The sequence below is a fragment of the Ruegeria sp. genome (assembly GCF_965199275.1).
GTDB lineage: Bacteria > Pseudomonadota > Alphaproteobacteria > Rhodobacterales > Rhodobacteraceae > Ruegeria.
Window position 1 is genome coordinate 265,198 of the sequence record NZ_CBDAQX010000024.1, and the last position, 25,773, is coordinate 290,970.

Below are 25,773 nucleotides of genomic sequence, written 5' to 3' on the forward strand. Positions count from 1 at the left end.
GTCAGAACGTCTTGGACAGTCACAATGTTTACTCGCCAACTGACTGGAAAATAACGGATATCATGAATTGAGGTCCTGTAAAACACAATTCATGCATAGGTTTGGGCGCAGGCCGCTGACCCGGCCTGCGTGACGTTAGACTCGGACCGCACAGCGCGGTCCGACGAAGTCGTGGATCAGGCTGTGAGGCCTTCGGGCTCTGGCAGGCCGTTGGCGCGGCAGCACGCGGTCAGAGTGTTGGCCAGAAGGCAGGCGATGGTCATCGGACCCACACCACCCGGAACCGGAGTGATCGCGCCCGCACGTTCAGCGGCGCTGGCGTAGTCGACGTCTCCAACCAGCTTGTTTTTACCATCACGCTCGATGCGGTTGATGCCCACGTCGATCACGGTCGCGCCTTCTTTGATCCAATCGCCCGGAACCATCTCGGGGCGGCCTACGGCTGCGACAACGATGTCAGCGCGGCGCACGACGTCCGGCAGGTCCTTGGTGCGCGAATGCGCGATGGTCACGGTGCAACTGTCACCCAGCAGCAGTTGCGCCATCGGCTTGCCCACGATGTTCGAGCGGCCAATCACAACCGCATCCATGCCCGAAAGCGAGCCGTGGTAGTCGCGCAGCATCATCAGGCAGCCCAGAGGGGTACAGGGCACCATCGACTTCTGACCGGTACCCAAAAGGCCCACATTCGAGATGTGGAAGCCATCAACGTCTTTAGCCGGATCAATCGAGTTGATCACCAGGTCTTCGTTCAGGTGCTTGGGCAGAGGCAGCTGCACCAGAATACCGTGAACCGCCGGATCGTTGTTCAGCTTGCCGATCAGCGCCAAAAGGTCCTCTTCCGAGGTGTCGGTGTCCAGCTTGTGCTCATAGGAGTTCATGCCGACCTCGACGGTCTGCTTACCCTTTGAGCGCACATAAACCTGGCTTGCCGGGTCTTCACCCACCAGAACCACTGCCAGACCGGGCGTGATGCCGTTTTCTTCTTTCAGCTTTGCAACCTGATCGGCCACTTGCGCGCGCACTTTGGCCGCAAAGGCTTTGCCGTCGATAACCTGGGCTACCATCCTGTGATCCCTTCTTTCCAAAAACGGATCGGGCGCCAAGCGCCCGGGTGTTCAGTCAGGGCCAATCACGCGCTCTTCGCGGGCAATCGACCAGTCAATCAATATGCGCCAGAGCTTCTCGGCCAGATCCGGGTCCATCCCCAACTGATCCGAGCTTGCGCGCACACGTTGCACCACCTCTTCGACACGGTCCGGGATTCGGGCCGGAAGGCCTTCGCCTGGCTTCAACTGCGAGGCGCGATCAATATATTCCGCGCGCGTCACCAACATCTCGATCAGTTGGCGGTCAAGCTTGTCGATCTGAACGCGCAAGTCCTGCATCGTCTCACAGTCTTGCGGCGGTGTCAGAGTGGGCATCGTGATCTCCTCATGGCCCGGGGTGTAATCCCCGGACCACGAGATGGTTCAAAAATCGGCTTAGAACAAGCCCTCAATCTGACCTTCTTCGTTGAGACGGATTGTCTCAGCGGCAGGTTTGCGCGGCAGACCCGGCATGGTCATGATCTCACCGCAGACAACCACGATGAAGCCAGCACCTGCGGACAGGCGAACTTCACGCACCGGAACCGAATGGCCGGTGGGTGCGCCACGCAGGGTCGGGTCGGTCGAGAAGGAGTACTGGGTCTTCGCCATGCAGACCGGCAGGTTGCCGTAGCCCGCATCTTCCCACTCGCGCAGCTGGTTGCGGATTTTGTTGTCTGCCAGAACCTCGTCCGCGCGGTAGATGCGCTTGGCGATGGTTTCGACTTTCTCGAACAGAGGCATATCGTCGGGGTAGATCGGCGCGAAGTTCGCGGTGCCACCTTCTACGATTTCAACAACTTTCTCAGCCAGAGGCGCCGAGCCTTCCGAGCCCAGCTCCCAGTGACGCGACAGAACTGCCTCAACACCGTGATCGGCGCAGTAGCTCTTTACCGCTTCAACTTCGGCGTCGGTGTCGGTGACGAAGTGGTTGATGGCGACAACAACCGGCACACCGAAGGACTTCACGTTCTCGATGTGGCGGCCGAGGTTGGCACAGCCAGACTGAACCGCGTCGACGTTCTCGGCACCCAGGTCGGCTTTGGCAACGCCGCCGTTCATCTTCATCGCGCGCACGGTGGCAACCAGAACAACGGCCGACGGTGCGATGCCGGCTTTGCGGCACTTGATGTTCATGAATTTCTCGGCACCCAGGTCAGCACCAAAGCCCGCTTCGGTCACGACATAGTCAGCAACTTTCAGCGCGGTTTTGGTCGCGATGACCGAGTTACAGCCGTGCGCGATGTTCGCGAACGGGCCGCCGTGGACGAAGGCCGGGTTGTTTTCCAGCGTCTGCACCAGGTTCGGCTGCATTGCGTCTTTCAACAGAACGGTCATTGCGCCTTCTGCCTTGATGTCGCGGCAGTAAACCGGGGTCTTGTCGCGGCGGTACGCCACGATGATGTCGCCTAGACGCTTTTCCAGGTCTTTCAGGTCGTTTGCCAAGCAGAGGATCGCCATAACTTCGGACGCAACGGTGATGTCAAAGCCTGCTTCACGCGGGAAGCCGTTCGACACGCCACCCAGAGAGGCCGTGATCTGACGCAGAGCGCGGTCGTTCATATCGACCACACGACGCCATGCGACGCGGCGAACATCGATCTCAGCTTCGTTGCCCCAGTAGATGTGGTTGTCGATCATCGCCGACAGCAGCGAGTGCGCCGAAGTGATCGCGTGGAAGTCACCCGTGAAGTGCAGGTTCATCTCTTCCATCGGAACAACCTGCGCGTAACCGCCACCTGCAGCGCCGCCCTTCATGCCGAAGTTCGGGCCAAGCGAAGCTTCACGGATACAGATCATCGCGTTTTTGCCGATGCGGTTCAGGCCGTCACCCAGACCCACAGTGGTGGTGGTCTTGCCTTCACCCGCAGGGGTCGGGTTGATCGCGGTGACCAGGATCAGCTTGCCATCTTCGCGGTCCTGGACCGAGTTGATGAAGTCCTGGCTGACCTTCGCTTTGTCGTGGCCGTAGGGCAGCAGATCGGCAGATTCGATACCGATCTTTGCGCCGATTTCCTGAATCGGCTTCTTGTTCGCTTCGCGAGCGATTTCGATGTCAGATTTGTAGCTCATTGGGCAGGGTCCCTGATTGAATGCCGTGCAAAACCGACGCGGCGCGTCGGTGCTGTCAAACCCATACAGTTGCATACCCAAGCAGTGGCTAAGGATTCCGACATATTCGTGCCGCGAAACGGCGTCGCCCAAATTCAAGCGTTTCCAATCGGAAACGAATGAGCGCTATGGCTGCCAGAGCGGCTGATCGGGAACAAACAGCTGTAGACGATCGCCGATATGCAGGTCCCCGGGCCGTTCGACCCAGCCAGTGACCCCCCGCCGCCCCTGCGCGGCTGGTTTGAAGGCGGCACCGTAGCCGCTGTGATCCGCCTCGATCTCACGTCCGGGCAGGACACAAGGTGCGTTTTCCATATCGACTGTAATCGTCAAACCCGCCTCGGCGCGCAGGCGCGAAGACGGCGGGATATGGGAAAAATCAGGGATGCCCTTCAGCACGATCGAAGCTCCCAAATAGGACGGATCAAGCTTGTCCATTTCCATCGCGGCGGCAATCTCGGACAGCTCCTCAGCTGATAGAATCGACACCTGACGGACATTCCGAATCTCGGTGCCTTTCGGATAGACATTGCTGACACGCACGCAGGAGGCACGGTTGAGCCCCTCGTGCCGTTCGCCTTGCACCCCGTCAAAGCCAAACTCCAACCCCTCAACGGGCTGAGCGCGCAGTGACTGACCGGCCGGGACGCGCCCCAACCAGACGACCTCGGCAGAGTATTCGGTTTCACGCAGGAACGGCATGGGGTTTTCCTTCTTCATCCATTTGCCCGCATAATGACCAGCAGTTGGCGGATGAAAAGAAAAAACCCGAGGTCTGGACCTCGGGTTTCTCTTGTTTATGCAGTTGGCTCCGGCTCCATCCCCCCTTCGGGCGGAGATTTCTTGGGTTTGGTCTTGGGAATGGCCGTGACGCTGGGCGCGCTGCCCTGATCCGGGCTGTCGCCCTCGTCATCGCCTTCGGTCGGCGCATCCCCATTCATCACACGCTTGATCTCGTCACCGGTGAGGGTTTCGTATTCCAACAGGCCCTGCGCCAGACGCTCCCATTCCTCACTCTTGTCGGTCAGAATCTGGTGCGCGCGCTCATAGCCTTGCTGGATCAGGCGCTTCACCTCTTCCTCGATCAGCTCTTTGGTATGGGCCGAGACCGAGAACCCAGCAGTGTTGCCCGAGTAGCCTTCATGGGCTTCGGCATAGTCAATATTGCCAACCTTATCCGACATACCCCAGCGCATCACCATCGCGCGCGCCAACTGGCTGGCCTGCATGATGTCGCCCGCCGGACCGTTCGAAACATGGTCTTCGCCATATTTAATGACTTCGGCCGCCTTGCCCGCCATGGTCATGGCCAGCTTCTGCTCACACTCATCACGGTGGTAGTTAAGGCGATCCATTTCCGGCAGCGAGACAACCATACCCAGCGCACCACCACGCGGGATAATCGTCGCCTTGTAGACCGGATCGCACATCGGCAATTCCAGACCAACAACAGCATGGCCAGCCTCGTGATAGGCGGTCTTTTCCTTTTGATCCTGGGTCAGCACCATCGAGCGGCGCTCAGCCCCCATCATCACCTTGTCCTTGGCGTTCTCGAAGTCTTCCATAGTGACAAAGCGACGGCCCACGCGCGCGGCCATCAGCGCCGCCTCGTTCACGAGGTTCGCCAAATCCGCACCCGAGAAGCCCGGAGTACCACGCGCGATGATGCGCAGGTCAACATCAGGGCCCAGAGGGGTCTTGCGCGCATGGACGCCCAAGATCTTCTCGCGGCCTTTGATGTCGGGGTTCCCAACAGTAACGTTCCGGTCGAAACGGCCGGGACGCAGCAGAGCCGGGTCCAGAACGTCTTTACGGTTGGTCGCGGCCAGAATGATCACACCTTCGTTGGCCTCAAAGCCGTCCATCTCGACCAGCAATTGGTTGAGCGTCTGTTCGCGTTCATCATTACCACCGCCATAGCCGGCACCACGATGGCGACCCACGGCGTCGATTTCGTCGATGAATACGATACAAGGCGCGTTCTTCTTGGCTTGCTCGAACATGTCACGGACACGGCTCGCACCAACACCCACGAACATTTCAACGAAGTCAGAACCCGAGATAGTGAAGAACGGCACACCCGCCTCACCCGCAATCGCGCGGGCCAGCAGCGTTTTACCGGTACCCGGAGGGCCAACCAGCAGCGCGCCCTTGGGGATCTTGCCACCCAGACGGCTGAATTTCTGCGGGTTGCGCAGGAACTCAACGATCTCTTCCAGTTCTTCCTTGGCTTCGTCGATACCAGCAACGTCATCAAAGGTCACGCGGCCGTGCTTCTCGGTCAGCATCTTGGCCTTGGATTTGCCAAAGCCCATCGCGCCGCCTTTGCCGCCACCCTGCATGCGGTTCATGAAATAGACCCAAACGCCGATCAGCAGCAGGAAGGGCAACAGAGTGATCAGGAACGATTGGAAGCCTGATTGCTGCTGCTTGACCGCTTCGACAGGGATTTGTTCATCGATCAGCAGCTTCGTGACCTCGGCGTCACCGGGTTTGATCGTGGTGTAATTCGCGCCGCTTTGTGTGGTGTAGCGAATTTGCTCACCATCCAGCGTGACGTTCTTAACCTCACCGCTTTGAACGGCGCTGACAAAGTCGGAATAGGTGCGTTCATTGCCCTGAAGTGTCCCGCCCGGTCCGCTGAACAGGTTGAACAGTGCAAGGATCAGCAGGAACAGAACGACCCAGAAGGCGATATTACGAGCGTTGCCCAAGGAAATTCTCCTAAAAGATTTCGGCAGACAAGGACCTGCCGGGTTGCTTCTTAAAATAGAGAGGATTGGCTGAGGTTCAATGCGATAAAAAAGATGCGTGAAACTCTGGCCAATCAGGGGCCAGATCAGCGCGCCAGCCATTGGCGAAACCGGCCAGGGGTGCGGCCTCAAGAGTGTCGCCCCTCCAAACCGCTGGGGACGCTTGCAAAGTAAGCCGTGGACGCCCCGCGGCACGCCAGTCGGGCAGCATCTGTAAGCCGTTTTCACCAAGAGCCCGAATCTCCGTCCCTGGAATATCGGGGCCGGACAGCTCCCAACGCGCGTCCCATGTAGCCGTGATTTTCGCGGTCAGGCCGTCAACCGCGTTGAATTCTCTGCAGATCCACTGTTTTTCTGCCTTTGAAAACAGCAAACAGCCCCCAATTGCGGCGGGACCCCCGTTCAGAATGGCCTGCAACGCCTGATCCACAGTCGATTGGCGCGGCGGGTAGCCGGGGCCCGCGATCCATGAAACAGCGCCAACCAGAACCCTACGCCGGATTTCTTCAGGCAGCGCGGCGAAGCCCTCGCGATCCAGCACAACAGACCCGGCATCGACCGTAGCTACCCGTTGGGCGGAGTCCTGCGCATAGCGTTCCAGCGCCTCACGCGCTTGTGTGAGGTTGTCGGCGACACGCGTCAGGGTTTCGGCCGATATGCCTAGCGGTTCCAGATCAGACACGGCTTGCCGCGCCTTGATCCGGTCAAAGCGTGTATCCTGATTCGAGGGGTCCTCGACCCACTGCGCGCCGATCTCGGTCAAGTAGGCGCGCAGCCTGTCTCGAGTGATCCCTAGCATAGGGCGCAACAGGTCGATCCCATCGTGGATTCGACTGCTTGGCATACCCGACAGTCCCGTCACCCCGGCCGAACGGGCCAGTCGCATAAGAAGTGTTTCGGCCTGATCATCCGCCGTATGGCCCAATGCAATGGCGCTGATGTCGTTGCTCTTCGCCCACTCGGTCAGCAAGGCATACCGCGCCTGCCGGGCCTGATCCTGCAGATTGCCTACGCCATTCCACCCCTGCCACTGCAAAATTTCGTGGGGGATACCTAACGCGGCCGCCTGCTTTGCAACCGTTCGGGCCTCATCCACCGACTCGGCGCGCAAACCGTGGTCGACCGTGGCGGCGAACAGTTCCACCCCCTCATCCGACGCAATGCGGTGCAAAAGGTGCATCAGGGCAACCGAGTCCCCTCCGCCCGAGACCGCGATGCCCAGACGCTCCGGCAAACGTTCAGGCAACCGGGCGCGCAGATCGGATGTCAGTGTGTCGAGTGGCGGGGTCAAGAACACCCCAAGGAGGCCATTTCCTGCACCGCACTTGAGGCTTGACCCGAGGACGGGAAGCGCACGCCAACCTCGGACAAGGTGATGCAGGCTTGATCGGTCTGGCCCAAACGGCCCAAAGCTGCGCCAAGTTCGAACAGAGCTTCGGACGCCACGGCACCTTCGGAATCTCCGGTGAAGCTGGCGAGGAATGCACGCGCGGCCTCGCGCGTATCCCCGAGCCCTTCGAGCGCTTTACCGCGGTTCAAATGCGCCTCGGGTGCAAGCGGGCTACCGGGATATGAAGTGTCAAATTGTGCGAACATCGTGGCAGCAGTCTGGAAATCACCATCGGCCAGCGCCTGCGACGCATCGTCAAAATCCGCTCGCTCGCCAACGGCCAGCTCGCCCTGGTCCGAAGTGTTCGGCTCCGTCGGCGCGGGTGTTACCGCAGCGGTGGATTCCCCTTCACCACCCAAAGTCGAGGTCTCACCCAGTGTCGATAGATCGCCGCCTTCCAGCTCAACCAGACGGAACTCAAGATCGCCGATCCGGTTGGTGCCGTCGGTCACGATGTTCTGGACACGCTGGTTCAGTTGCTCGGTCTGACGGGTCAGGCGCTGCAGCTCGGCCTCTATCGCATCGACCCGTTCAAGGATCGAGCTTCCGGACAGGTTCGGCGCGGGAGAGCCGGTGGTCGAAAACTCACGCTTAAGGCGCTGTATCTCGACATGAAGCACCGTCAGCTCCTGCCGGATATCCGCCAGGGTCTGCTGATCCTGTGCTTGCGCCACGCCCGCTGTTGCCACAACTGCGGCCAGAACACATCCTGCAACTCTCATCGTCTTACCCCAAGGTTGAACCGGTCAGCACCGTCACCGCACGGCGGTTTTTGGAATAGCAGTCCTCGGTGCTGCAAATCTCGATCGGGCGTTCCTTGCCAAAGCTGACGGTCGTCAGACGGTTGCCCGCCACGCCACGCGAAATCAGGTATTCGCGCGCCGCATTAGCCCGACGTGCGCCCAGCGCAAGGTTGTACTCCCGCGTGCCCTGCTCATCCGCGTGACCTTCGATGGTTGCCACGTAATCCGGGTTGGCCAGCAACCATTCCGCCTGCCCTTGCAGAACCGTCTGCGCCTGCGGCGATAGAGTGGACTGATCGACCGCGAACAAAACACGATCCCCGACCGTCTGCTGGAAATACGCGGGCGAGCGCGGATCACTAGGAGAACCCGCGACGATCGAGCCGCTACCACCTGCGCCGCTGCCACCCAAAGCCGAAGGATCATTGTTGGTACAAGCCGCGACCACGCTTAGCGCGCCCAAGGCCAGGATTTTGCCCAATACGTTCATCTCAAGTGCCTCGTTGTTTTGTTTGTTGCCGCCTGTCTATCACAGCGACTGTTTCTTGTGAACTTTGCCTCGCATTGGCGGCGATCAATTCTGCAATGGCCCCCAGGACGGGTCGCTGCCGCCATCCGGCGTGCGCACGGGGCGCAGGTTTCGACCCGAGATATCCACGGAATAGAGCGTCGCCCGTCCACTTGCGCCCTGCGTCTCGCGGGTGAACATGATGACGCGGCCGTTTGGCGACCAGGTCGGGCCTTCGTCGAGAAAGGACGACGTCAGCAGGCGTTCCTCACTGCCATCGGTGCGCATCACGCCGATATGGAAGCGGCCTTTGTTCTGCTTGGTGAAGGCAATCAGATCACCACGCGGCGACCAGACCGGCGTACCATACCGCCCCTGACCAAAGCTGATCCGCGTCGCTTCGCCGCCGTTTGCCGCCATCACATAAAGCTGCGGCGTACCTGAGCGGTCGCTTTCAAACACGATCTGGCTGCCATCCGGCGAATAGCTGGGCGCGGTTTCAATCGCAGGCGTGTTGGTCAGGCGGGTGCTTTGGCCCGAGGCCAGATCCATCCGCCACAGATCGGTGTTGCCACCCTGAATCAGTGAATACACAATCGATCGCCCATCCGGCGAAAAGCGCGGAGAAAAGCTCATGGTGCCGTCCTGCGTTCTCAGCTCGCGCCGTTGCACACGACCGACATCCAGAATGTAGATCCGCGGGCTACCGCTTTCGTAGCTGGTATAGAGCAGTTGCTCGCCCGTCGGCGAAAAGCGCGGGGCCAGAACGATGGCCGCGCTATCCGTCATGTACTGAACATTGGCCCCATCATAATCCATGATCGCCAGACGCTTGAGGCGCTGGTTCTTTGGGCCACTTTCCGACACAAAAGCAACGCGGCTATCGAAATAGGCGCCCTCGCCCGTAATCCGGCTGTAGACCTGATCAGCAACCTTGTGCGCCATGCGTCGCCAGCCATCCGTGGTGCCCGCCAACTGCAGACCGTTCCCAAGCTCCTGTCCCGAGAACACATCCCAGACCCGGAACCGAACCGTCAGCCGCTTGCCCGAGACGTTCACCGCCCCTGTCACCAAAGCCTGCGCGTTGATCGCTTTCCAATCGGCAAACTGGACCGGAGCGTCAAAGCTGCTGACCCGGCTGATAAACGCGTCCGAGGAGATTTCGCGGAATAACCCCGTTCCGGTCAGATCCGCTGCGACGACACGCGAGATATCGTTGGCGTACTGCGTCGCTGCCGGGCCGTCGGGCACGAAGTTGGGAACCGCAAAGGGCATCGGCTCGATGATGCCTTCGTCGATTTCCAACCGCAGGGGGCTGTTCTGAGCGTAAACCGGAGCCGACACCAAGGTCAGCCCAAGAAAGAGGCTGGTCAGAAGTTTCATCATTTGATCCGCATCCTCTCGGGATTGAATGTAATCTCAATATCCTGCCAGTGATCGTATTTGTCAGCAGGCAGATCATATCCACGCGCGCCACAGCGCAAAATTGCCCGTCGGGCCGCCTGATAGGCTTGATTTTCGGCACCCGCAGCACCGCCAGAGCTATTCAGCAACCGAATGCTCTCGCCGATGACCGTACCGTCACGATTGAGCGAGAACGCAACCGTCACCACTACGTTCAGCGCATCGGTCGACAGTGATCCGACATTCCAGCACCGCGACACGGCAACGCGCATCGCGTCCTTTTCACCGCTGGTGAGCGGCGGGCCGGCGGGTTCCGTTCCACCCGCCAGGGCTTCGGACAACGCGTCATTGATGGCGTCACTATTGTCCGGCGCAGGCGTTGGCGTTGGGGTTTCCGAGGCCGGTTCCGGGGTTTCCGCAACCTCAGGCGCGGGTTCAGGACGGTTGGGCCGCACACGCGGACGTGGAGAGGTAAGAGGTGCTGGCTCGTTGGTCTCTTCGGCCTCAGTCACGATCTCAGGCGCGGCTTCTTCAGGGGCCGTCTGATCTTGTTGCTCTTGCTGCGTCTCAGCGCCTTCGTCCAGTGAGACCGGGGGCGTTTCCACCTCATCCGGCTCAGCCTCGGGCGGAGGCGGCGCGATAGCCTCGGGGGCGACACGCTCAGCCGGGCTGGGTTGCGCTGCAGGCCCCGGCGGCACCGGCAAGGCGGCCGTTTCCGGTTCCGTCAATGTCGGAGGTTGGTCGGGCAACTCAGGTTCAGGCGGAACCTCGACCGTTTCGGGGACAGTCTCAGGCTCCGGCTCTGCAGGCGTCACGGGTTCAGGGCGCGGCTGTTCTTCCGGTGTCACCTCAGGGGTGCTGACCTCAGGTTCCGGCGCGTCAGGTTGTTCCAGAGTACCCGGCGACTCTGGCAGCTCAGGCGCATCGCGCTGCGCGGTGAGCGCTGCGAATTGCTCAGCCGAAATCACGGAAACATCCTGCACTTGCGTCGGCAGCGGCTCGGACCGGAAGGTGCCGCCGAACAACGCCCAGCTGATCAGGCTGACATGCGCAATCGCTGAAATCTTGGTGCCGGTATCCACCGCGCGACCCCACCTTTACCCATCGTCCAGCGTCGGCCCGCCGGTATCCGTCACCAGACCCACATTCGAAAACCCGCCCGCATTCAGCGCGCCCATCACCTGCATCACTTGCGCATAGGGAATTGCCCCATCGGCCCGCAGGAAGACACGGTCACTGCTGCGCTCTGCCGCGATGGCGCGCAGCCGCCCAATCAGTTCGTCGCGCGCGATATCCGTGGTCTGGATCTGAATACGGCCATCGGCAGTCAGCGTAACGGTCAGCGGTTCCTCACTATCGCCGGGCAAGGCGCTTGCGGCAGTCTTGGGCAGATCTACCGGCACCCCAACGGTCAGCAGAGGTGCTGCGACCATGAAGATGATCAACAGCACCAGCATGACGTCGACAAACGGCGTGACGTTGATCTCAGCCATCGGCTGGGCGCGACCGCGCCGGCGTCCGCGCCTACGTCCGTTCCCACCCGAGCTTTGCTGAACCGCTGCCCCCATGGTTAGCTGTCCAACTGGCGGGACAGGATGGTGGCGAACTCATCGGCAAAGGCCTCATAACCTCCGACAATCCGGTCACTATCCGCGCTGAGCTTATTGTAGAAAATCACTGCCGGGATCGCGGCCAGCAGGCCAAGACCAGTGGCCAACAGTGCCTCGGCAATGCCGGGGGCCACAACGGCGAGGTTCGTATTCTGCTGCTCGGCAATCTCGATAAAGGCGTTCATGATGCCCCAGACCGTACCGAACAGACCAATGAACGGAGCGGTTGAGCCGACAGTTGCCAGGATCGGCAGACCCTTCTGCAATGTCTCCGCCTCTTTCGCGATGGCCACATCCATCGACCGGTCGATCCGGGCCGTTGCCCCGGCGATCAAGCCGCCATCCGTGCGATGCGACCTGCGCCATTCGATCATACCGGCCGCAAATATCTTCTCGGAACTGCCATCGGGCTGCGAGCCGATCTGCTCGAACAACTCATCCAGCGGGTTGCCAGACCGAAAGCTTTCATCAAACTTCTGCGCCTCACGCCGGGCCGCGCGATAGTTGATGAGTTTCTGGATTATGATGCCCCAAGACCAGATCGACGCCGCGATCAGCATCAGCATCACCAGTTTTACGATAAAGGTCGCGCGGGCATACAGCCCCCACATGGAGAAATCGATCTCCTGCGCCAGCGCCAGCGTTTCAGCTTCCATGAACCTGCTCTTTTTTGCCTGATGGCCGTTTGTTTGGCCTTGTTTTGCCAAACGCTAACGCAGTTGGGGTTGAAAAGCCAACAGAACCACCCCGAGCTGCGAAAATGTTACATCAATGCGCGAATCTCTGCCGGAAGGCGGATTGGTTTGCCGTCCTTGTTGATGCACACCGCTGTAACCGAGGCGCGGAAAATATCGGTCTCACCCCGTTTCACCAATTGCGCCATGGTCAGGCGGACGCCTGAAATCTCGGTCACTTCTGTTTCGACGATCAATTCGTCATCAAACTTGGCGGGAGAAAGGTAGTCCGCCTCGACCCGACGTACGACCCAGACGATCCCCTCCTCCCGCATGGCGTTCTGGTCATTGCCCAAACGGCGCACCCAGTCCGAGCGCGCACGTTCGATGTAGCGCAGATAGTTCGCGTGATAGACGACACCGCCCATGTCGGTGTCTTCATAGTAGACGCGAACCGGGAATACGTGCTTCATTGCGGCGGCTCCAACCGGGCAAACAAACGCAACGCGTGCGAGGCATCCTGTGCCGCCCCCGGCAAGATCGGATCGTAAGCGGCCCGGATCAGGCCTGCAATATCCGGGCGCAAGATCGTCGCCTCACCCGCCACAGCCAGAGGCGATTGCTTTCGAAACGCCGTATCCGACCACAGCAGAATGGTCTGCACCACTTGACTGAGCGCCAGAGTCTCGGCCGGAACTTTGGATAGTTCTTTATCCATGCGCAGGAATACGAAGGCCGCGCGAATCGCGCCGTCTTTTTCGAACCTGAAGATGCGGTACTGATTGGCGTCCGCCGCAACCAGACGCTCGACCGAAGGCGCAAGATCGGGGACAAGGCGATCCAGATCCGGGACCTCCAGCAGCTCCTGCCAGTCGCGGAAGAAAAAGACCATGCAATTGGCGCCTAGCTCAGGGTCCGTTTCGGCCATCTTGTGTCCGGCCAGCGTCACCACCGCCTCGAACGCGCCTTTGACGGTTGCCAGCGTCTCATCCTCGACACCGAAAACGATCGGTACGATGGGGCGACCCCACCGCGCAAACAGGAACTCTCCGCTTTCGCGCGTAAACAGCGCCTCGATCTCTTCCGGTGTCACGCCCAGCCTTTCATCTTTTTAAAAATGCTCTCACTGAAGGCTTAAAATCTCTGGGAGCTGCCTTCAACCAAACAGATCGCTCTGACCCTTTGGTGCCGCCATGCCCAAATGCGTCCACGCCTTCTGCGCCAGCATCCGCCCGCGTGGCGTGCGTTGTATCAATCCTTGCTGCAGCAAATATGGTTCGATCACTTCCTCAAGCGAGTCACGACTTTCCGACAAGGCCGCCGACATCGTCTCAATCCCAACAGGACCACCGCCATAGTTCTCGGCGACCAGTTTTAGATACCGACGGTCCGCGCCGTCCAACCCGAGATGATCCACACCCAAGCGGGTGAGCGCCCCATCAGCCAATTCGCGCGTAATCCGCCCGTCGCCCTCGACGATGGCAAAGTCCACCACGCGCCGCAGCAAACGACCCGCGATCCGAGGCGTCCCACGCGACCGGCGTGCAATCTCACGCGCGCCGTCGTCGTCCGCTGGCGCGCCTAGTTTGCGCGCATTGCGGGTTATGATCTCGTGCAACTCATCGACTGTGTAGAATTGCAACCGGGTTGGGATACCAAAACGGTCGCGCAACGGCGTGGTCAGCAGACCCATCCGCGTGGTCGCCCCGACCAGCGTAAACGGCTGCAATTCAATCCGAACGGTGCGCGCCGCTGGACCTTCGCCAATCACCAAATCCAGCTCAAAATCCTCCATCGCAGGATAGAGAACTTCCTCAACCGCCGGGTTCAAGCGATGGATTTCGTCAATAAACAACACATCCCGCGCTTCCAGATTGGTCAGGATCGCCGCCAGGTCGCCTGCCTTGGCCAGAACCGGACCAGAGGTCATACGGAAATTCACCCCCAACTCACGCGCCATGATTTGTGCCAGCGTGGTTTTCCCTAAACCAGGAGGGCCATGGAACAGGGTATGATCCATCGCCTCGCCGCGCTGTCGGGCGGATTGGATGAAGATGCGCAGGTTGGCACGCGCCTCGGCCTGACCGATGAACTCATCCAGCCCCTTCGGGCGCAGGGCGCGGTCGTTATCTTCGGGCAGAGGGTCTGGCCGCAGTGTGGGATCGGCGTCTACCATTCAATCACCCTTTCGGAGCCAGCAGCTTGAGCGCCGCGCGGATCAATTCAGCCTCACCCGCGTCGGGCAGATTGGCCGCCGCCTCCGCAACTGCCGAGGCCGCCTCGGATGGGCCATATCCCAAATTCGACAAAGCCGACAACGCCCCCGCAGAGGCCGCCGCCGAACCCGAGGCCGGTTTTGCAGTCCGTTTCGGTGCTGGCTGCGGCTCGACGGTTTCAACAACGTCCAAGGCGGGTCCGTCCATCGCCTCGGTCACGGTGCCGCCCATCGCCATAACCCCCGGCGCCTTATCCTTGAGGTCCAGCACGATGCGCTGCGCGGTCTTCGGGCCTACACCCTTGGCAGCCTTCACCGCACCCCAATCGCCCAGAGCAATCGCGCGGCTTACCCCATCCGGCCCCAATGCGCTGAGAATGGCCAGCGAGACCTTGGCCCCAACGCCCTGAACCGAACACAGCAGTCGATGCCATTCCTTCTCGATCAGGGAGAGAAACCCGTAAAGCTGCATCAGGTCCTCACGCACGACCATGTCGGTATAGATCGAGACCGCCTTACCCACGCCCGGCAACGCAGCCATGGTCCTGTCCGAGCAATAGACAATGTAACCCACGCCCCGCACGTCGATCAGGATGTGGTCTGCGGCGCGATAGTCCAGACGCCCTGTCAGTTTACCGATCATGCCCTCACCTCTTTCACACGCGGCTGTTGTGTCTTGCCGTAATAGGCGTGACAGATCGCGATCGCCAGCGCATCGGCCGCATCCGCGCCCTTGGGTGAACACCCTGGCAGCTGCAGCTTGACCATGTGCAGAACCTGCTCTTTCTCGGCATGCCCAACGCCAACGACGGTTTTCTTGACCCGGTTCGGAGCATATTCCCCCACAGGCAGCCCGGCCTGCGCCAGCGTCAGCAAGGCCACACCTCGCGCCTGACCCAGTTTCAACGTCCCGGCACCATCCTTGTTCACGAAAGTCTGCTCAATCGCAGCTTGGTCGGGCCTAAACTCGGCGATGACCTCGACAATCTGATTGTGCAGAGACAGCAGCCGCTCGCCTAGATCATCCCCGTCGGATTTGCACAAACCGTTCGAAACGTGGCTCAACCGGCTGCCGTTTGATTCGATGACGCCCCATCCCAGGGTTCTAAGCCCCGGATCAATGCCCAGAATTCGCATGCTTCGCCTCAGCCCGCTCGGGTTTTGTGATCTTTTTTCAACGGATAGCACGAAGCGTGAACATTTTCCAAGCGAATTGACCCTAAGTCTGAAATCGACACCGCCATCCTAAACGCGACACAAAGGCCGGTTTGCGACTTCGAAAAGTCTGAAATCGACACTTTTATGAACTCATTTTAACCATGTTTTTAAGGCGCTTACAGATTCAGCAAGCGTTGCAAAAACTGCATAGGACACATGCAAAAAATGCTATTGCGCGGGCAAATCTTCGACACTAGATGCCGCTCAGATCGCAAGAACAAATGTTCACACAAACCAGAAGGAAACAGGATATGGCTGCACTGGACACCACCCGCATCGCCACCACTGGCTCATTCGGCCTTGTCGGCCGTATCGGCGCATTTATCACATCGGCCGCACATGCCGCCGTCGATTGGAATGACGCCCGCGTCACACGCAACGTGCTGACCGGTCTGAGCGACCGCGAACTGGAAGATATCGGCCTGTGCCGCGGCGACATCGACGTCATCGCCGAAGGTCGCCGGTAAGACGACCCCTACGCCCCTTTCTCCTCCCTGTAGGGGCGCAAAGAAACACCGCGAGCCGAAAGGCCGCGGTGTTTTCTGTTTCAGCTTGTGCTTAGTAAAGCACTTTGTTGAGCTGAACCGAGAGGAACTGTGAAACCGGGTCGATCTGCATGATCCAGGCGCCTGCCTGTTCGACCTGGGTGCCTTCTTTCAGGCTGTCGATGCGGTATTGATACCCTGAGGGGCCAAGGCTGGACAAGAGAAACGCCTTGAAGCCGAAAACCGCCAGCAGGGTAAACAGCAGAACCTTGGCCGGAACCGCCGAGCGGACCCTTTGCGGCTTCATCACCACCAGACCATCTTTGCGCATCGTCGCGCGATAGCCTTTGCTGAGCTTCGAGTGCTTCTTGTTCAGACGCTGAACGCGCTGATCAAATTCCAGTTGTTTTCCCGCCATGGCAGCCTCCACAAAACCGCCCCCCATCAAGATGATTAGAAAACGGTAAGCACAGATTGCGACAAAAACGTGGCGCGACTCTAGAAAACTCCCGTAAATGGCCCTGATTTAGCCCTGTTTACTTAAGATTAGCGTCGTCCACTCACCAATCTCATCTCGATGATGAAGATTGAAGCCATTCTGGGAATAAACATTCACCACATCATCGGCCTGTTCGTTCAGGATTCCCGACAGGATTGCATAGCCCTCCGCCCGCAGATTCGCCGAGATTTCCGGCGACAAAGCGACCAGCGGACCCTTCAGGATGTTGGCGAAAATCAAATCATAGGGCGCGTGCGCGTTCAGGTCCGGGTGATCGAAGCCAGCGGCCTCGACACAGTGAACCTGACCGGACATGCCATTGGCCTTCAGGTTCGCTTCGGCCACATCGACGGCAACCTGATCAATGTCACTGGCGATGATGTCCCCTTCCCAAACGCGCGCAGCCGCCATGGCCAGTACCGCAGTTCCGCACCCGATATCGGCGACCTTTCTGGCCGAGAACCCTTCGTCCAGCAATTGGTCCAGCGCCTTCAGACAGCCCAGTGTGGTTCCGTGGTGCCCGGTGCCAAAGGCCATCGCGGCCTCGATCAACAGGGGGATCCGACCTTCGGGTAGCTTGTCGGCATCGTGGCTGCCATAGACAAAGAAACGACCTGCCTCGACAGGGGCCAGTTCGCGACGCACATGGGCGACCCAGTCCGTTTCGGGCAGTTCAGACACCACAAAGGGTTTGGCCTCAAAGGCCGCAGCCAGCACGGCCAGCGCCGTCTCATCGGGGGCTTCGGTGAAGTACCCGCCAACCTCCCACAGGCCCGAGCCATCTTCGACCTCGAAAACGCCAACGCCGGTTGGTTCGGGATCCAGACGCTCCATCGCTTCGCCAAGACCTTCGGCGGGTTTCTTACCGGTCAACGTAGTAAGAGCGGTGAATGTGGGCATGGGGGCCTCCTGTCTAGGTCAGGACAGCGCCTAGGGCGTGGGCCCGCTAAGGTCAAGCTCTTGCGCCTATTCAGCGGGGGCCGGCGCGTATTTGGTCAGGATCGTCTCATTGCCCGGCTCGGGATGGCGCGGGATCAACAGAGACAGGGCGAGCGAGATCATCGCCATCGCCGCCGCCAGTGCGAACACCGCGCCAGGTGAGGCCACCCAAAGCAACCCAAGAAGCGCGGGCAGGAAAACCGCGGCGATATGGTTGATGGTAAACGCCACAGCGGCCGTCGGTGCGATATCGGCTGGATCAGCGATTTTCTGGAAGTAGGTCTTCAGGGCCAAAGCCAGCGCGAACAGCACATGGTCGATCACATAGAGGGTCGCGGCCAGAACCACGCCCCACCCAAACCAGTAGATGCCACCATAGGCTGCGAAGACAATGGCAAGCCCGGCATATTCGAAGATCAATGTCCGTCGCTCGCCAAATTTGGACACCGCTTTGCCCAGCATCGGAGCCGCCGCCATATTGATCACAAGGTTGATCAGATACAGGCTGGTGAGTTCGTGGACCTCGAACCCGAATTTCTCGACCATCATGAAGCCCGCGAACACCACAAAGATCTGACGGCGCGCGCCCGCCATAAATTGGAGCGCGTAATACAGCCAGTAGCGTTTGCGCAGGATCAGCTTTTTGGTCTGCGGCGTCGGCGCGTCGAATTGCGGATAGGCCAGCAGGCAAAACAGAGCCAAAAGCGCCGTCGCACCGCCCGCCATCATGAAGACGAAGTTATAGGACAGGTCGAAACGGTCCCATGTCAGGACGATCAGCCCATAGACCACTGCCGTGGCCGCCGAGCCCATTGCCACAAGCCATCCCAGAATCTGCGGCGCGCGGTCCTTTGGCAGCCATTGTAACTGTAGCGACTGATTGACCGTCTCGTAGTAGTGAAAGCCGATTGAGCTAAAAAGCGTTACGAACAACAGCCCGCCAAGGCTTGGGAACCATGCAGTCACCGCCGTCGCCACACCCAGCATCATCAGCGAGATCATGGCCAGCACCTGTTCCCGCACAAAGATGATCACAGCGATCACGCCGACGGCCAGAAAACCCGGTATTTCCCGCACCGTGTGCAGCAAACCGATATCTGCGCCATCGAAATTCGCCACTTCGATGACGAAGTTGTTCAACAGCGCGCTCCACCCATTGAAGGCAATGGGCATAGTCAGCGCCATCATGAACAGTAGCGTGATCGGGCGCCGCCAGAACGGCAGGCTTTGCGCCTCGGAAAGTGGCATGGGTTTCAACATGCGACTCCCTCTACGCCGATTTTTGCGCTTTGGCGAGAGGAGAGATCCCAGCGCACATTCGCTCTGCGCCTGTGCAGAGGTCAGTAGAAGTTCTGCGGGTCGATATCGACGGTCAGGCGGATATCCCCTTTCAGGCGCAGCGGCGCGATCCAGCGGGCGATGGCGTCCTGAATGGGGGCGCCCTTGGGAGCCTTGACCAAAAGGCGCACGCGATGCCTGCCTCGGATGCGGGCAATCGGCGCAGGCGCTGGACCAAAGACCTGAGCGCCAATCTCGCGCAGCAGTGCATCATTGCGCGCCATCGCGTTGCCGATATCAAAGACCGGAGCGACCTCGGGACCAGACAACACGATCCCCGCCATGCGCCCATAGGGCGGCACACCGGCGGCTTGGCGACCGGCAGCCTCCGCCTTCCAGAAGCCTTCCTCATCACCCGACAGAATGGCGCGGATGACCGGATGCTCGGGCTGAAACGTCTGTAGCAGCGCCTGCCCCGGCTTGTCTGCGCGCCCCGCACGCCCCGCCACCTGTCGCATCAGTTGAAACGTCCGCTCTGCCGCGCGCAAATCCGCGCCATGCAGGCTGAGATCGGCATCAATGACCCCCACCAGCGTCAGTTTGGGAAAGTTATGCCCCTTGGCCACCAGCTGCGTGCCGATGACGATATCGGCGTCGCCCTCGGCGATCTCTTCGATCTTGGCCTTCAACGCGCGGGCCGAGCCGAACAGGTCCGAACTGAGCATCGCGATCTTGGCCTCGGGGAACGTCGCCTCGGCCTCTTCCGCCAGCCGCTCGATCCCCGGCCCAACCGGGGCCAGTTTCCCTTCGACCCCGCAAGAGGGGCATGCCTCGGGCATCGGCTTTGTCTCGCCGCATTGATGGCACATCAGGCGCTTGAGGAATCGGTGCTCTACCATCCGCGCGTCGCAATGATCGCAGGCGATCTGCTCCCCACAGGCCCGGCACAAGGTCACCGGCGCATAGCCGCGACGGTTGATGAACAGCAGCGACTGTTCGCCTTTTTCGATCCGTTGCCGCACTGCCTGCCGCAAGGACGGGGAAATCCACGTCCCCGTCTGCATTTGCTCGGCCCGCATGTCGATCGGCTTCATCTCGGGCAGAACCGCCGCCCCGAAGCGCGAGGTCAGATCCAGCCGCTCATACTTGCCAGCCTCGGCATTGGCCCAGGTTTCCAACGAGGGCGTCGCGCTGGCCAGAATCACCCGCCCGCCACAAATGGCCGAGCGCAGAACCGCCATGTCCCGTGCGCTGTAATGCACGCCGTCTTCCTGTTTGTAGGAGGTGTCGTGTTCCTCATCGACCACAACCAAACCCAAGTCACGGAATGGCAGGAACAGGGCCGAGCGCGCACCCACGACAAGTTGCGCCTCGCCCTGCCCGACCATTCGCCAGACCCGGCGACGCTCGGTCATCGTAGCCCCTGAATGCCACTCGGCCGGGCGGGCACCAAACCGGGCCTCGACTCGGGTTAGAAATTCGGCCGTCAGCGCAATCTCAGGCAGCAGAACCAGCGCCTGCCGCCCCATGCGCAGAGCTTCGGCGACGGCCTCAAGATAGACCTCCGTCTTGCCCGAACCGGTCACACCTTTCAGCAGCGTTGTGCCGTAGGTGCCGGTCCGCTGGCCCGCCTGCAGCCGCGCCACGGCTGCCGCCTGATCCTCGGTCAGGTCTTTACCGGGCAACTCGGGATCGAGATGGGGGTATGGTAAATCGCGCGGGCTGTCCTCTTCCCGAACCGCGCCCAGTTTGACCAACCCCTTGACGACAGAGGTGGTTACCCCGGCCTGCTCGGCCAGTTCCTTCAAGGTGAAGGCCAGCCCGCCATACTCTTTCAACACCTCAAGCACCCGGGTGCGGGCATCGGTCATCCGATCCGGTTCAGATGCACCCAACCGGTAGACCTTACGCATCGAGGGCGGATCCCCCAAACCCGGGGCGCGGGTCGCAAGACGCAGCATCGCAGGCATCGGTGTCAGCGTGTAGTCCGCCACTTTCCCTAGAAACACCCGCATCTCTTCGCGCATGGGTGCAACCTCTAACACCCGGATCACGGACCGCGCCTTGGCCAGATCGAACCCGCCCTGCCCCGGTCCCCAAACTACGCCCATCACTTTTCGTGGACCCAGAGGCACCTCAACAAAGGCACCCAGAAAGCAGCCACCTTCGGGCGCCTTGTAATCCAACGTCCGGTCCAGAGGCTGCGTGGTCAGCACCGCAACCAGCTCTCCTTCGTCGAAAAATCCGTTAGCGCTCACAGCATATCCTATGCAGGGGGTTCCAGCAGGGGTCTCTTTGAGGTAAAGCCATCCGCGACCAAGGCCAACCCATCAAAGGACTGCCCGCATGAAATTCTTCGTAGACACTGCCGAGATCGACGCCATTGCCGAACTGAACGACCTGGGCATGGTGGACGGCGTCACCACCAACCCTTCGCTGATCCTGAAATCAGGCCGCGACATTTTGGAAGTCACCAAAGAGATCTGTGATCTGGTCGACGGCCCCGTGTCCGCCGAAGTTGTCGCCACCGAGGCCGACGACATGATCGCGGAAGGCCGCAAGCTGGCCAAGATCGCGCCAAACATCGCGGTCAAAGTACCGCTGACATGGGCCGGTCTTAAAACCTGCAAAACCCTCAGCGACGAAGGCCAGATGGTCAACGTTACCCTGTGCTTCTCGACCAACCAGGCGCTGCTTGCTGCAAAAGCAGGCGCGACCTTCATTTCACCCTTCATTGGTCGTCTTGATGACATCAACCTCGACGGCATGGATCTGATCGCCGATATCCGTCAGGTCTATGACAACTACGGGTTTGAGACCGAAATCCTCGCCGCCTCGATCCGTACCGTGAACCACGTGACCGACAGCGCGCGCATTGGTGCCGACGTGATCACCGCACCGCCCGCCGTCATTAAGAAACTGGCTGACCACCCGCTGACTGACAAAGGCCTTGAGACCTTCCTGGCAGACTGGGCCAAAACCGGTCAGAAAATCCTCTGACCCTTTGCACGACCGCGCGGTGCCGACAGGCGCCGCGCCCGGCCCAACTGTGCGGGGCTGATCTTTGATCAGCGCCAAGCATGCGGGAGCGCTCCGGACACAGCGCAAAACGAAATCCACCCAGACGTGCATTTTTCCCAAGGTAATTCCGGTTGGCCGTGCTATAAGCCGCCAAAACAAAAAACGACCGGACGGGACATGAGCAGCAACCCAAAACTCGAGGACAACCTCCGAGCCGCGATTCTGGCCAAGCCTGATGCTTTGCTGGATGACAAAGATCTGATGCAGGCACTGGTGGACGCCAATGAACAGGCCCGAGGCGACAACGTCATCGACCTGCGCGGCATCGCCATGCAACGGCTCGAAGCCAGACTGGACCGCTTGGAAGACACGCACCGGTCCGTCATCGCCGCAGCCTATGAAAACCTTGCCGGGACCAATCAGGTCCACCGCGCCATTCTGCGTCTTCTGGAACCGGTTGAGTTCGAGGACTTCCTGCGCGTCCTCGGCCAGGATGTCGCCGATATCCTGCGGGTCCAGCGCATCACGCTGGTGCTTGAAACCACCGCCCTTATGGATGATCCCGCAATCGACAAGCTGGGCGGCACGCTGACCGTTGTCGAACCGGGTTTTGTCGACCAATACCTCACCTACGATCGCGGCGGTCCTGCGCGCGACGTCATCTTGCGCGAAATCCAGCAGCCAAACCAGCGCGTGTTCGGAACTCTTGCCGCTCAACTCAGGTCCGAGGCCTGCCTCAAGCTGGATCTTGGAACCGGTCGCCTGCCCGGTCTGATTGTCATGGGGGCCTCGGACCCTAGGCATTTCACGCCGCAACTTGGAACCGATCTACTGTCGTTCTTTGCTGGCGTGTTCGAACGCTCGATGCGCCACTGGCTGTCGTGAGCCTGATTTCGCCAGCCTGCCGAGATGCGCTCCAACATTGGTTGGAGAGCCTGGGCGCGCTGGCAGGGCGGTCTCAGAACACCCAAAACGCCTATCGCGGGGATGTCACCGATTTCCTCTCCTTCATGACCCTCCACCATGGAGACCGCCACGGCATCGCCGCGCTCGAACGCATCACCGTCTCGGACATGCGCGCCTGGATGGCGGATCAGCGCGAAAGCGGCGTGGGTGCGCGCTCTCTGGCCCGAAAACTATCAGCAGTCAAAAGCTTCTACCGTTGGCTTGCGGAGCGTGAAGGCTTCGAACCGACAGCCGTCCTATCAACCCGCGCGCCGAAATTCACCAAAAAGCTCCCTCGCCCTCTGGCCGAGGACGCAGCCCGCGCCATGATTGAAACGGTCGAACTGCAATCCAGCAATGACTGGGTCTCAGCCCGTGATGTGGCTGTAGTCACGCTGCTCTACGGTTGCGGGTTGCGCATCTCCGAAGCGTTGTCTCTGACCGGTGCAGATGCCCCACTGCCAGCAACCCTGCGCATTACAGGCAAAGGCGACAAAGAGAGGATCGTCCCGGTCCTTCCTGCCGCCCGCGAAGCGGTGGATCACTATCTCCAACTCTGCCCGCATCCGAAATCAGACAACCTTGCCCTGTTTCGCGGTGTCCGGGGCGGAGCGCTGAATCCCCGCGCGATACAAGAGGTCATGTCCAAGGCCCGCATGCAGCTCGGCCTGCCAGCGACCGCGACGCCCCATGCCATGCGGCACAGTTTTGCCACGCATCTGCTCTCAGCCGGTGGGGACCTGCGCGCTATTCAAGAGCTTCTGGGCCACGCCTCGCTATCCACCACCCAGACCTATACGGCCGTCGATACCGCCCGCCTGATGGAGGTCTACAACCGCGCCCACCCAAAGGCCTGAGGTCCAAAAGCACGGCATCCTCAATGTCCTTGCAACCAAACTGTCTTTTTGCTTTGCATCTGCCCCTCACATCCTTCATGACACGGGCATGACACTTAGATTCAAAGCGCTTGCCGTTCATCTTTTCCTGACTTCCGACCTTTTTGTTGATCTGACTGGGTTTTTGGTTTGTTTTCAGGTGTGGTTGCTCAGAGGCGCGTTGTAGTGCCCCATTATTATAAAAAGTATTGACATGGGCCTTCAGATGGCTAACCTCTTCGCCCATGTTCATCCGCACCAAACATGACGCAAAGCTCAACCGCACACGGATCCAGATCGTTGAATCCGTCCGCACCGGCTCCAAGGTACGCCAGAAGATCCTGCGCCATGTGGGTGTGGCCCATAACGACAGCGAGATTGAGGATATCAAGCGTCTGGCGGGCCGCTTGATGGAGCAATTACGCATTGATCGCTCGCCGCAAATGGAACTGTTCACGCCCACGGAATATGCCGATCTGCAGGCGCTGGTGCGCCGCGCTCCGCGGCCGGACAAGCTTGGCGTTGATCTTGCCGAGTGCCGTGAGGAGGCGCGGGTCTCTCTGGGTCTGCGGGATGTCATGGGGACGATGTATGACCAACTGGGTTGGGGGGCCCTTCTGGGGGCGGCGCGTAAAAGTGCCAATCGCATTGTGAAAGAGCTGGTTATGGCGCGGATCGCACAGCCCGAGAGCAAGCGCGCGACCGTGGAGGCGTTGGAGAACCAGGCAGGCATCACGCTCAATCTGGACGTGGTCTATCGGAGCATGGATTACATCAATACGCCGGTGATAGACGGGATTTGCAAAACCTCTCACGCGGCGGCAGAGAAGTTGCTGGGCGGGCCAGTGACCGTGCTGTTCTACGATTGCACGACCCTGGCCTTTGACACCGAGCGCGAGGACCCGGCCGAGGATGCGGACGGGGTCGAGCAGGATCATCTTCTGGCCAAGGGCTTCAGCAAGGATGGCAAGCATCACCGCGCTCAGGTCATGCTGGCGCTGATCGTCACCTCCGATGGGCTGCCTGTGGGCTATGAACTCTTCCCGGGAAACACCTGGGAAGGTCATACGCTGGAAGCTGCGCTGAAGGCGTTGGAGGGACGCTTCGACGTGGCCAGGGTCACGTTCGTGGCCGATGCCGCCATGCTCAGCAAGGACAACCAGCAGATGTTGCAGAACAAGGGTCTGCCCTACATCCTCGGCTATCGCATGAAGTCCGCCCCGGCCGCCGTGAAGGCGAACATTTTGAGCCCGGAGGGACGCCAGCCTTGGGCTGGACACGGTTCTGAAGAGGCAACCGAGAAGGGCTGGTACAAGGTGATCGACCAGGAGGGAGCGCGGGTCATTGTGACCTGGTCACCCACCCGGGCACGCAATGATGCCCACAAGCGCGACAAGGCAATCGAAAAGCTGCACAAGAAGCTCAAGCGCTCTCGCAAACCCGGCAGCTTCAGCAGCCGGGGATATGGCCGCTTCCTGGCCTTCCCCGACAGCGGGGACGTCACGCTGGATGATGCAAAGATCAAGGCAGCGGCACAATGGGACGGGCTGCATGCCATTGTTGTTCATGGTGCGGACGAACTGGAGGCACAGGACGTCATTGCCCGCTATCACCAGTTGTGGGAGATCGAAGCCTGCTTCCGCACCAACAAGCACGATCTGAAAATCCGGCCCATCTATCACTGGTCGCCGCGTCGGGTCCGGGCCCATATCGCCATCTGCTACATGGCCTTCTGCTGCCTGCAGCACCTGCGCAAGCATCTGGACCTGCTCGGACACCCGATGAGCCCGGCTCGTATCCGCAACGAGTTGAACGCATTGCAGCTCTCGATCCTGCGCCACAAAGGCACCCCTGACCGCTACGGCATGCCAAGCCATGCCACGGTCGATGCCAGACGCATCCTCACCTGCGTCGGCCTGACCTGGAACGAAGCCCCTTTCAAGATACCCCCCGGGCGCACCCGAAAAACTGGCCAGACCAAAGCCTGAGCTCCCTCAACACTCCGAAACAATCGCT

27 protein-coding genes are annotated in these 25,773 nt (G+C 60.2%); 5 read left to right on the forward strand and 22 right to left on the reverse strand.

Annotated features, from left to right (window positions below):
• Positions 1-176: 176 nt before the first annotated feature.
• The 17 genes from folD to ruvC all read right to left on the reverse strand — a co-directional run bounded on the left by folD (position 177) and on the right by ruvC (position 15,634).
• Positions 177-1,067, reverse strand: a complete 891-nt coding sequence (gene folD, locus ACOERD_RS26200; protein WP_419740963.1) for a bifunctional methylenetetrahydrofolate dehydrogenase/methenyltetrahydrofolate cyclohydrolase FolD — start codon at positions 1,065-1,067, stop codon at positions 177-179.
• Between the two features lie 51 nt (positions 1,068-1,118).
• Positions 1,119-1,424 (reverse strand): chorismate mutase, encoded by a 306-nt coding sequence (locus ACOERD_RS26205; RefSeq protein ID WP_170377821.1) that lies wholly within the window; start codon positions 1,422-1,424, stop codon positions 1,119-1,121.
• A 60-nt stretch (positions 1,425-1,484) separates the two neighbouring features.
• A complete protein-coding gene (locus ACOERD_RS26210; protein WP_419740964.1) occupies positions 1,485-3,161 on the reverse strand; it encodes a formate--tetrahydrofolate ligase in 1,677 nt (558 codons plus the stop codon).
• A 165-nt stretch (positions 3,162-3,326) separates the two neighbouring features.
• Positions 3,327-3,902, reverse strand: a complete 576-nt coding sequence (locus ACOERD_RS26215) for an MOSC domain-containing protein (protein WP_419740965.1) — start codon at positions 3,900-3,902, stop codon at positions 3,327-3,329.
• 95 nt (positions 3,903-3,997) lie between these two features.
• Entirely contained in the window at positions 3,998-5,914 is a 1,917-nt protein-coding gene (gene ftsH, locus ACOERD_RS26220) for an ATP-dependent zinc metalloprotease FtsH (protein WP_170639309.1), read from the reverse strand.
• Positions 5,915-5,990: 76 nt separating this feature from the next.
• Positions 5,991-7,250: a tRNA lysidine(34) synthetase TilS gene (gene tilS, locus ACOERD_RS26225; protein ID WP_419740966.1), complete on the reverse strand. Its 1,260-nt coding sequence runs from the start codon at positions 7,248-7,250 to the stop codon at positions 5,991-5,993.
• Positions 7,241-8,065, reverse strand: coding sequence for a tol-pal system protein YbgF (gene ybgF / locus ACOERD_RS26230; RefSeq protein ID WP_419740967.1), 825 nt, complete (start codon positions 8,063-8,065; stop codon positions 7,241-7,243). Before ybgF ends, tilS begins: the two co-directional genes overlap by 10 nt.
• 4 nt (positions 8,066-8,069) lie before the next feature.
• Positions 8,070-8,576, reverse strand: coding sequence for a peptidoglycan-associated lipoprotein Pal (gene pal, locus ACOERD_RS26235; RefSeq protein WP_170462258.1), 507 nt, complete (start codon positions 8,574-8,576; stop codon positions 8,070-8,072).
• Between the two features lie 84 nt (positions 8,577-8,660).
• The gene (gene tolB, locus ACOERD_RS26240; protein ID WP_419740968.1) at positions 8,661-9,980 is read right to left on the reverse strand and encodes a Tol-Pal system beta propeller repeat protein TolB; all 1,320 of its coding nucleotides are present in this window, start codon (positions 9,978-9,980) and stop codon (positions 8,661-8,663) included.
• A complete protein-coding gene (locus ACOERD_RS26245; RefSeq protein WP_419740969.1) occupies positions 9,977-11,080 on the reverse strand; it encodes an energy transducer TonB in 1,104 nt (367 codons plus the stop codon). The genes tolB and ACOERD_RS26245 overlap by 4 nt, the downstream gene beginning before the upstream one ends.
• 15 nt (positions 11,081-11,095) lie before the next feature.
• Complete coding sequence (tolR, locus tag ACOERD_RS26250) at positions 11,096-11,566, reverse strand: protein TolR (RefSeq protein WP_170462265.1); 471 nt, start codon at positions 11,564-11,566, stop codon at positions 11,096-11,098.
• Between the two features lie 2 nt (positions 11,567-11,568).
• The gene (gene tolQ / locus ACOERD_RS26255) at positions 11,569-12,264 is read right to left on the reverse strand and encodes a protein TolQ (protein ID WP_419740970.1); all 696 of its coding nucleotides are present in this window, start codon (positions 12,262-12,264) and stop codon (positions 11,569-11,571) included.
• Between the two features lie 107 nt (positions 12,265-12,371).
• Positions 12,372-12,755, reverse strand: a complete 384-nt coding sequence (gene ybgC, locus ACOERD_RS26260) for a tol-pal system-associated acyl-CoA thioesterase (protein ID WP_419740971.1) — start codon at positions 12,753-12,755, stop codon at positions 12,372-12,374.
• On the reverse strand, positions 12,752-13,375 hold the full coding sequence (locus ACOERD_RS26265; RefSeq protein WP_419740972.1) for a hypothetical protein: 624 nt from the start codon (positions 13,373-13,375) through the stop codon (positions 12,752-12,754). Before ACOERD_RS26265 ends, ybgC begins: the two co-directional genes overlap by 4 nt.
• 63 nt (positions 13,376-13,438) lie before the next feature.
• A complete protein-coding gene (gene ruvB, locus ACOERD_RS26270; RefSeq protein WP_419740973.1) occupies positions 13,439-14,458 on the reverse strand; it encodes a Holliday junction branch migration DNA helicase RuvB in 1,020 nt (339 codons plus the stop codon).
• Positions 14,459-14,462: 4 nt separating this feature from the next.
• Complete coding sequence (gene ruvA, locus ACOERD_RS26275) at positions 14,463-15,140, reverse strand: Holliday junction branch migration protein RuvA (protein ID WP_419740974.1); 678 nt, start codon at positions 15,138-15,140, stop codon at positions 14,463-14,465.
• Positions 15,137-15,634 (reverse strand): crossover junction endodeoxyribonuclease RuvC, encoded by a 498-nt coding sequence (gene ruvC, locus ACOERD_RS26280; RefSeq protein WP_419740975.1) that lies wholly within the window; start codon positions 15,632-15,634, stop codon positions 15,137-15,139. Before ruvC ends, ruvA begins: the two co-directional genes overlap by 4 nt.
• A gap of 332 nt (positions 15,635-15,966) precedes the next feature.
• Between ruvC and ACOERD_RS26285 the strand changes: the two genes are divergently transcribed.
• Positions 15,967-16,182 (forward strand): DUF1127 domain-containing protein, encoded by a 216-nt coding sequence (locus ACOERD_RS26285; RefSeq protein ID WP_170527607.1) that lies wholly within the window; start codon positions 15,967-15,969, stop codon positions 16,180-16,182.
• Positions 16,183-16,273: 91 nt separating this feature from the next.
• Here the strand turns inward: ACOERD_RS26285 and ACOERD_RS26290 are convergent, their stop codons facing one another.
• The 4 genes from ACOERD_RS26290 to ACOERD_RS26305 form a co-directional block, all read right to left on the reverse strand.
• Positions 16,274-16,618, reverse strand: coding sequence for a hypothetical protein (locus tag ACOERD_RS26290; RefSeq protein WP_170489464.1), 345 nt, complete (start codon positions 16,616-16,618; stop codon positions 16,274-16,276).
• A gap of 108 nt (positions 16,619-16,726) precedes the next feature.
• Complete coding sequence (locus ACOERD_RS26295) at positions 16,727-17,599, reverse strand: 50S ribosomal protein L11 methyltransferase (protein WP_419740976.1); 873 nt, start codon at positions 17,597-17,599, stop codon at positions 16,727-16,729.
• Between the two features lie 66 nt (positions 17,600-17,665).
• A complete protein-coding gene (locus ACOERD_RS26300; protein WP_170477551.1) occupies positions 17,666-18,898 on the reverse strand; it encodes an MFS transporter in 1,233 nt (410 codons plus the stop codon).
• 80 nt (positions 18,899-18,978) lie between these two features.
• The gene (locus ACOERD_RS26305) at positions 18,979-21,174 is read right to left on the reverse strand and encodes a primosomal protein N' (protein ID WP_419740977.1); all 2,196 of its coding nucleotides are present in this window, start codon (positions 21,172-21,174) and stop codon (positions 18,979-18,981) included.
• Positions 21,175-21,262: 88 nt separating this feature from the next.
• On the opposite strand from ACOERD_RS26305, the gene fsa reads away from it, so the two are divergent.
• The 3 genes from fsa (at position 21,263) to ACOERD_RS26320 (ending at position 23,739) form a co-directional block, all read left to right on the forward strand.
• Positions 21,263-21,916: a fructose-6-phosphate aldolase gene (gene fsa, locus ACOERD_RS26310; RefSeq protein ID WP_050603155.1), complete on the forward strand. Its 654-nt coding sequence runs from the start codon at positions 21,263-21,265 to the stop codon at positions 21,914-21,916.
• 198 nt (positions 21,917-22,114) lie between these two features.
• Positions 22,115-22,822 (forward strand): DUF484 family protein, encoded by a 708-nt coding sequence (locus ACOERD_RS26315; RefSeq protein WP_419740978.1) that lies wholly within the window; start codon positions 22,115-22,117, stop codon positions 22,820-22,822.
• Positions 22,819-23,739: a tyrosine recombinase XerC gene (locus tag ACOERD_RS26320; protein WP_419740979.1), complete on the forward strand. Its 921-nt coding sequence runs from the start codon at positions 22,819-22,821 to the stop codon at positions 23,737-23,739. Before ACOERD_RS26315 ends, ACOERD_RS26320 begins: the two co-directional genes overlap by 4 nt.
• Here the strand turns inward: ACOERD_RS26320 and ACOERD_RS26325 are convergent.
• Complete coding sequence (locus tag ACOERD_RS26325) at positions 23,630-24,010, reverse strand: hypothetical protein (RefSeq protein WP_419740980.1); 381 nt, start codon at positions 24,008-24,010, stop codon at positions 23,630-23,632. The genes ACOERD_RS26320 and ACOERD_RS26325 overlap by 110 nt on opposite strands.
• On the opposite strand from ACOERD_RS26325, the gene ACOERD_RS26330 reads away from it, so the two are divergent.
• Positions 24,003-25,745: an IS1634 family transposase gene (locus ACOERD_RS26330; protein WP_419737624.1), complete on the forward strand. Its 1,743-nt coding sequence runs from the start codon at positions 24,003-24,005 to the stop codon at positions 25,743-25,745. The two genes, ACOERD_RS26325 and ACOERD_RS26330, sit on opposite strands and share 8 nt — an antisense overlap.
• The last annotated feature ends 28 nt before the right edge of the window (positions 25,746-25,773 follow it).

Coding starts and splice junctions, on each gene's coding strand:
- folD (WP_419740963.1), bottom strand. CDS start 1,067: ATGGTAGCCCAGGTTATCGACGGCAAAGCCTTTGCGGCCAAAGTGCGC.
- ACOERD_RS26205 (WP_170377821.1), bottom strand. CDS start 1,424: ATGCCCACTCTGACACCGCCGCAAGACTGTGAGACGATGCAGGACTTG.
- ACOERD_RS26210 (WP_419740964.1), bottom strand. CDS start 3,161: ATGAGCTACAAATCTGACATCGAAATCGCTCGCGAAGCGAACAAGAAG.
- ACOERD_RS26215 (WP_419740965.1), bottom strand. CDS start 3,902: ATGCCGTTCCTGCGTGAAACCGAATACTCTGCCGAGGTCGTCTGGTTG.
- ybgF (WP_419740967.1), bottom strand. CDS start 8,065: ATGAGAGTTGCAGGATGTGTTCTGGCCGCAGTTGTGGCAACAGCGGGC.
- pal (WP_170462258.1), bottom strand. CDS start 8,576: ATGAACGTATTGGGCAAAATCCTGGCCTTGGGCGCGCTAAGCGTGGTC.
- tolB (WP_419740968.1), bottom strand. CDS start 9,980: ATGATGAAACTTCTGACCAGCCTCTTTCTTGGGCTGACCTTGGTGTCG.
- tolR (WP_170462265.1), bottom strand. CDS start 11,566: ATGGGGGCAGCGGTTCAGCAAAGCTCGGGTGGGAACGGACGTAGGCGC.
- tolQ (WP_419740970.1), bottom strand. CDS start 12,264: ATGGAAGCTGAAACGCTGGCGCTGGCGCAGGAGATCGATTTCTCCATG.
- ybgC (WP_419740971.1), bottom strand. CDS start 12,755: ATGAAGCACGTATTCCCGGTTCGCGTCTACTATGAAGACACCGACATG.
- ruvB (WP_419740973.1), bottom strand. CDS start 14,458: ATGGTAGACGCCGATCCCACACTGCGGCCAGACCCTCTGCCCGAAGAT.
- ruvA (WP_419740974.1), bottom strand. CDS start 15,140: ATGATCGGTAAACTGACAGGGCGTCTGGACTATCGCGCCGCAGACCAC.
- ruvC (WP_419740975.1), bottom strand. CDS start 15,634: ATGCGAATTCTGGGCATTGATCCGGGGCTTAGAACCCTGGGATGGGGC.
- ACOERD_RS26285 (WP_170527607.1), top strand. CDS start 15,967: ATGGCTGCACTGGACACCACCCGCATCGCCACCACTGGCTCATTCGGC.
- ACOERD_RS26290 (WP_170489464.1), bottom strand. CDS start 16,618: ATGGCGGGAAAACAACTGGAATTTGATCAGCGCGTTCAGCGTCTGAAC.
- ACOERD_RS26295 (WP_419740976.1), bottom strand. CDS start 17,599: ATGCCCACATTCACCGCTCTTACTACGTTGACCGGTAAGAAACCCGCC.
- ACOERD_RS26300 (WP_170477551.1), bottom strand. CDS start 18,898: ATGTTGAAACCCATGCCACTTTCCGAGGCGCAAAGCCTGCCGTTCTGG.
- fsa (WP_050603155.1), top strand. CDS start 21,263: ATGAAATTCTTCGTAGACACTGCCGAGATCGACGCCATTGCCGAACTG.
- ACOERD_RS26315 (WP_419740978.1), top strand. CDS start 22,115: ATGAGCAGCAACCCAAAACTCGAGGACAACCTCCGAGCCGCGATTCTG.
- ACOERD_RS26330 (WP_419737624.1), top strand. CDS start 24,003: ATGTTCATCCGCACCAAACATGACGCAAAGCTCAACCGCACACGGATC.
- ACOERD_RS26325 (WP_419740980.1), bottom strand. CDS start 24,010: ATGAACATGGGCGAAGAGGTTAGCCATCTGAAGGCCCATGTCAATACT.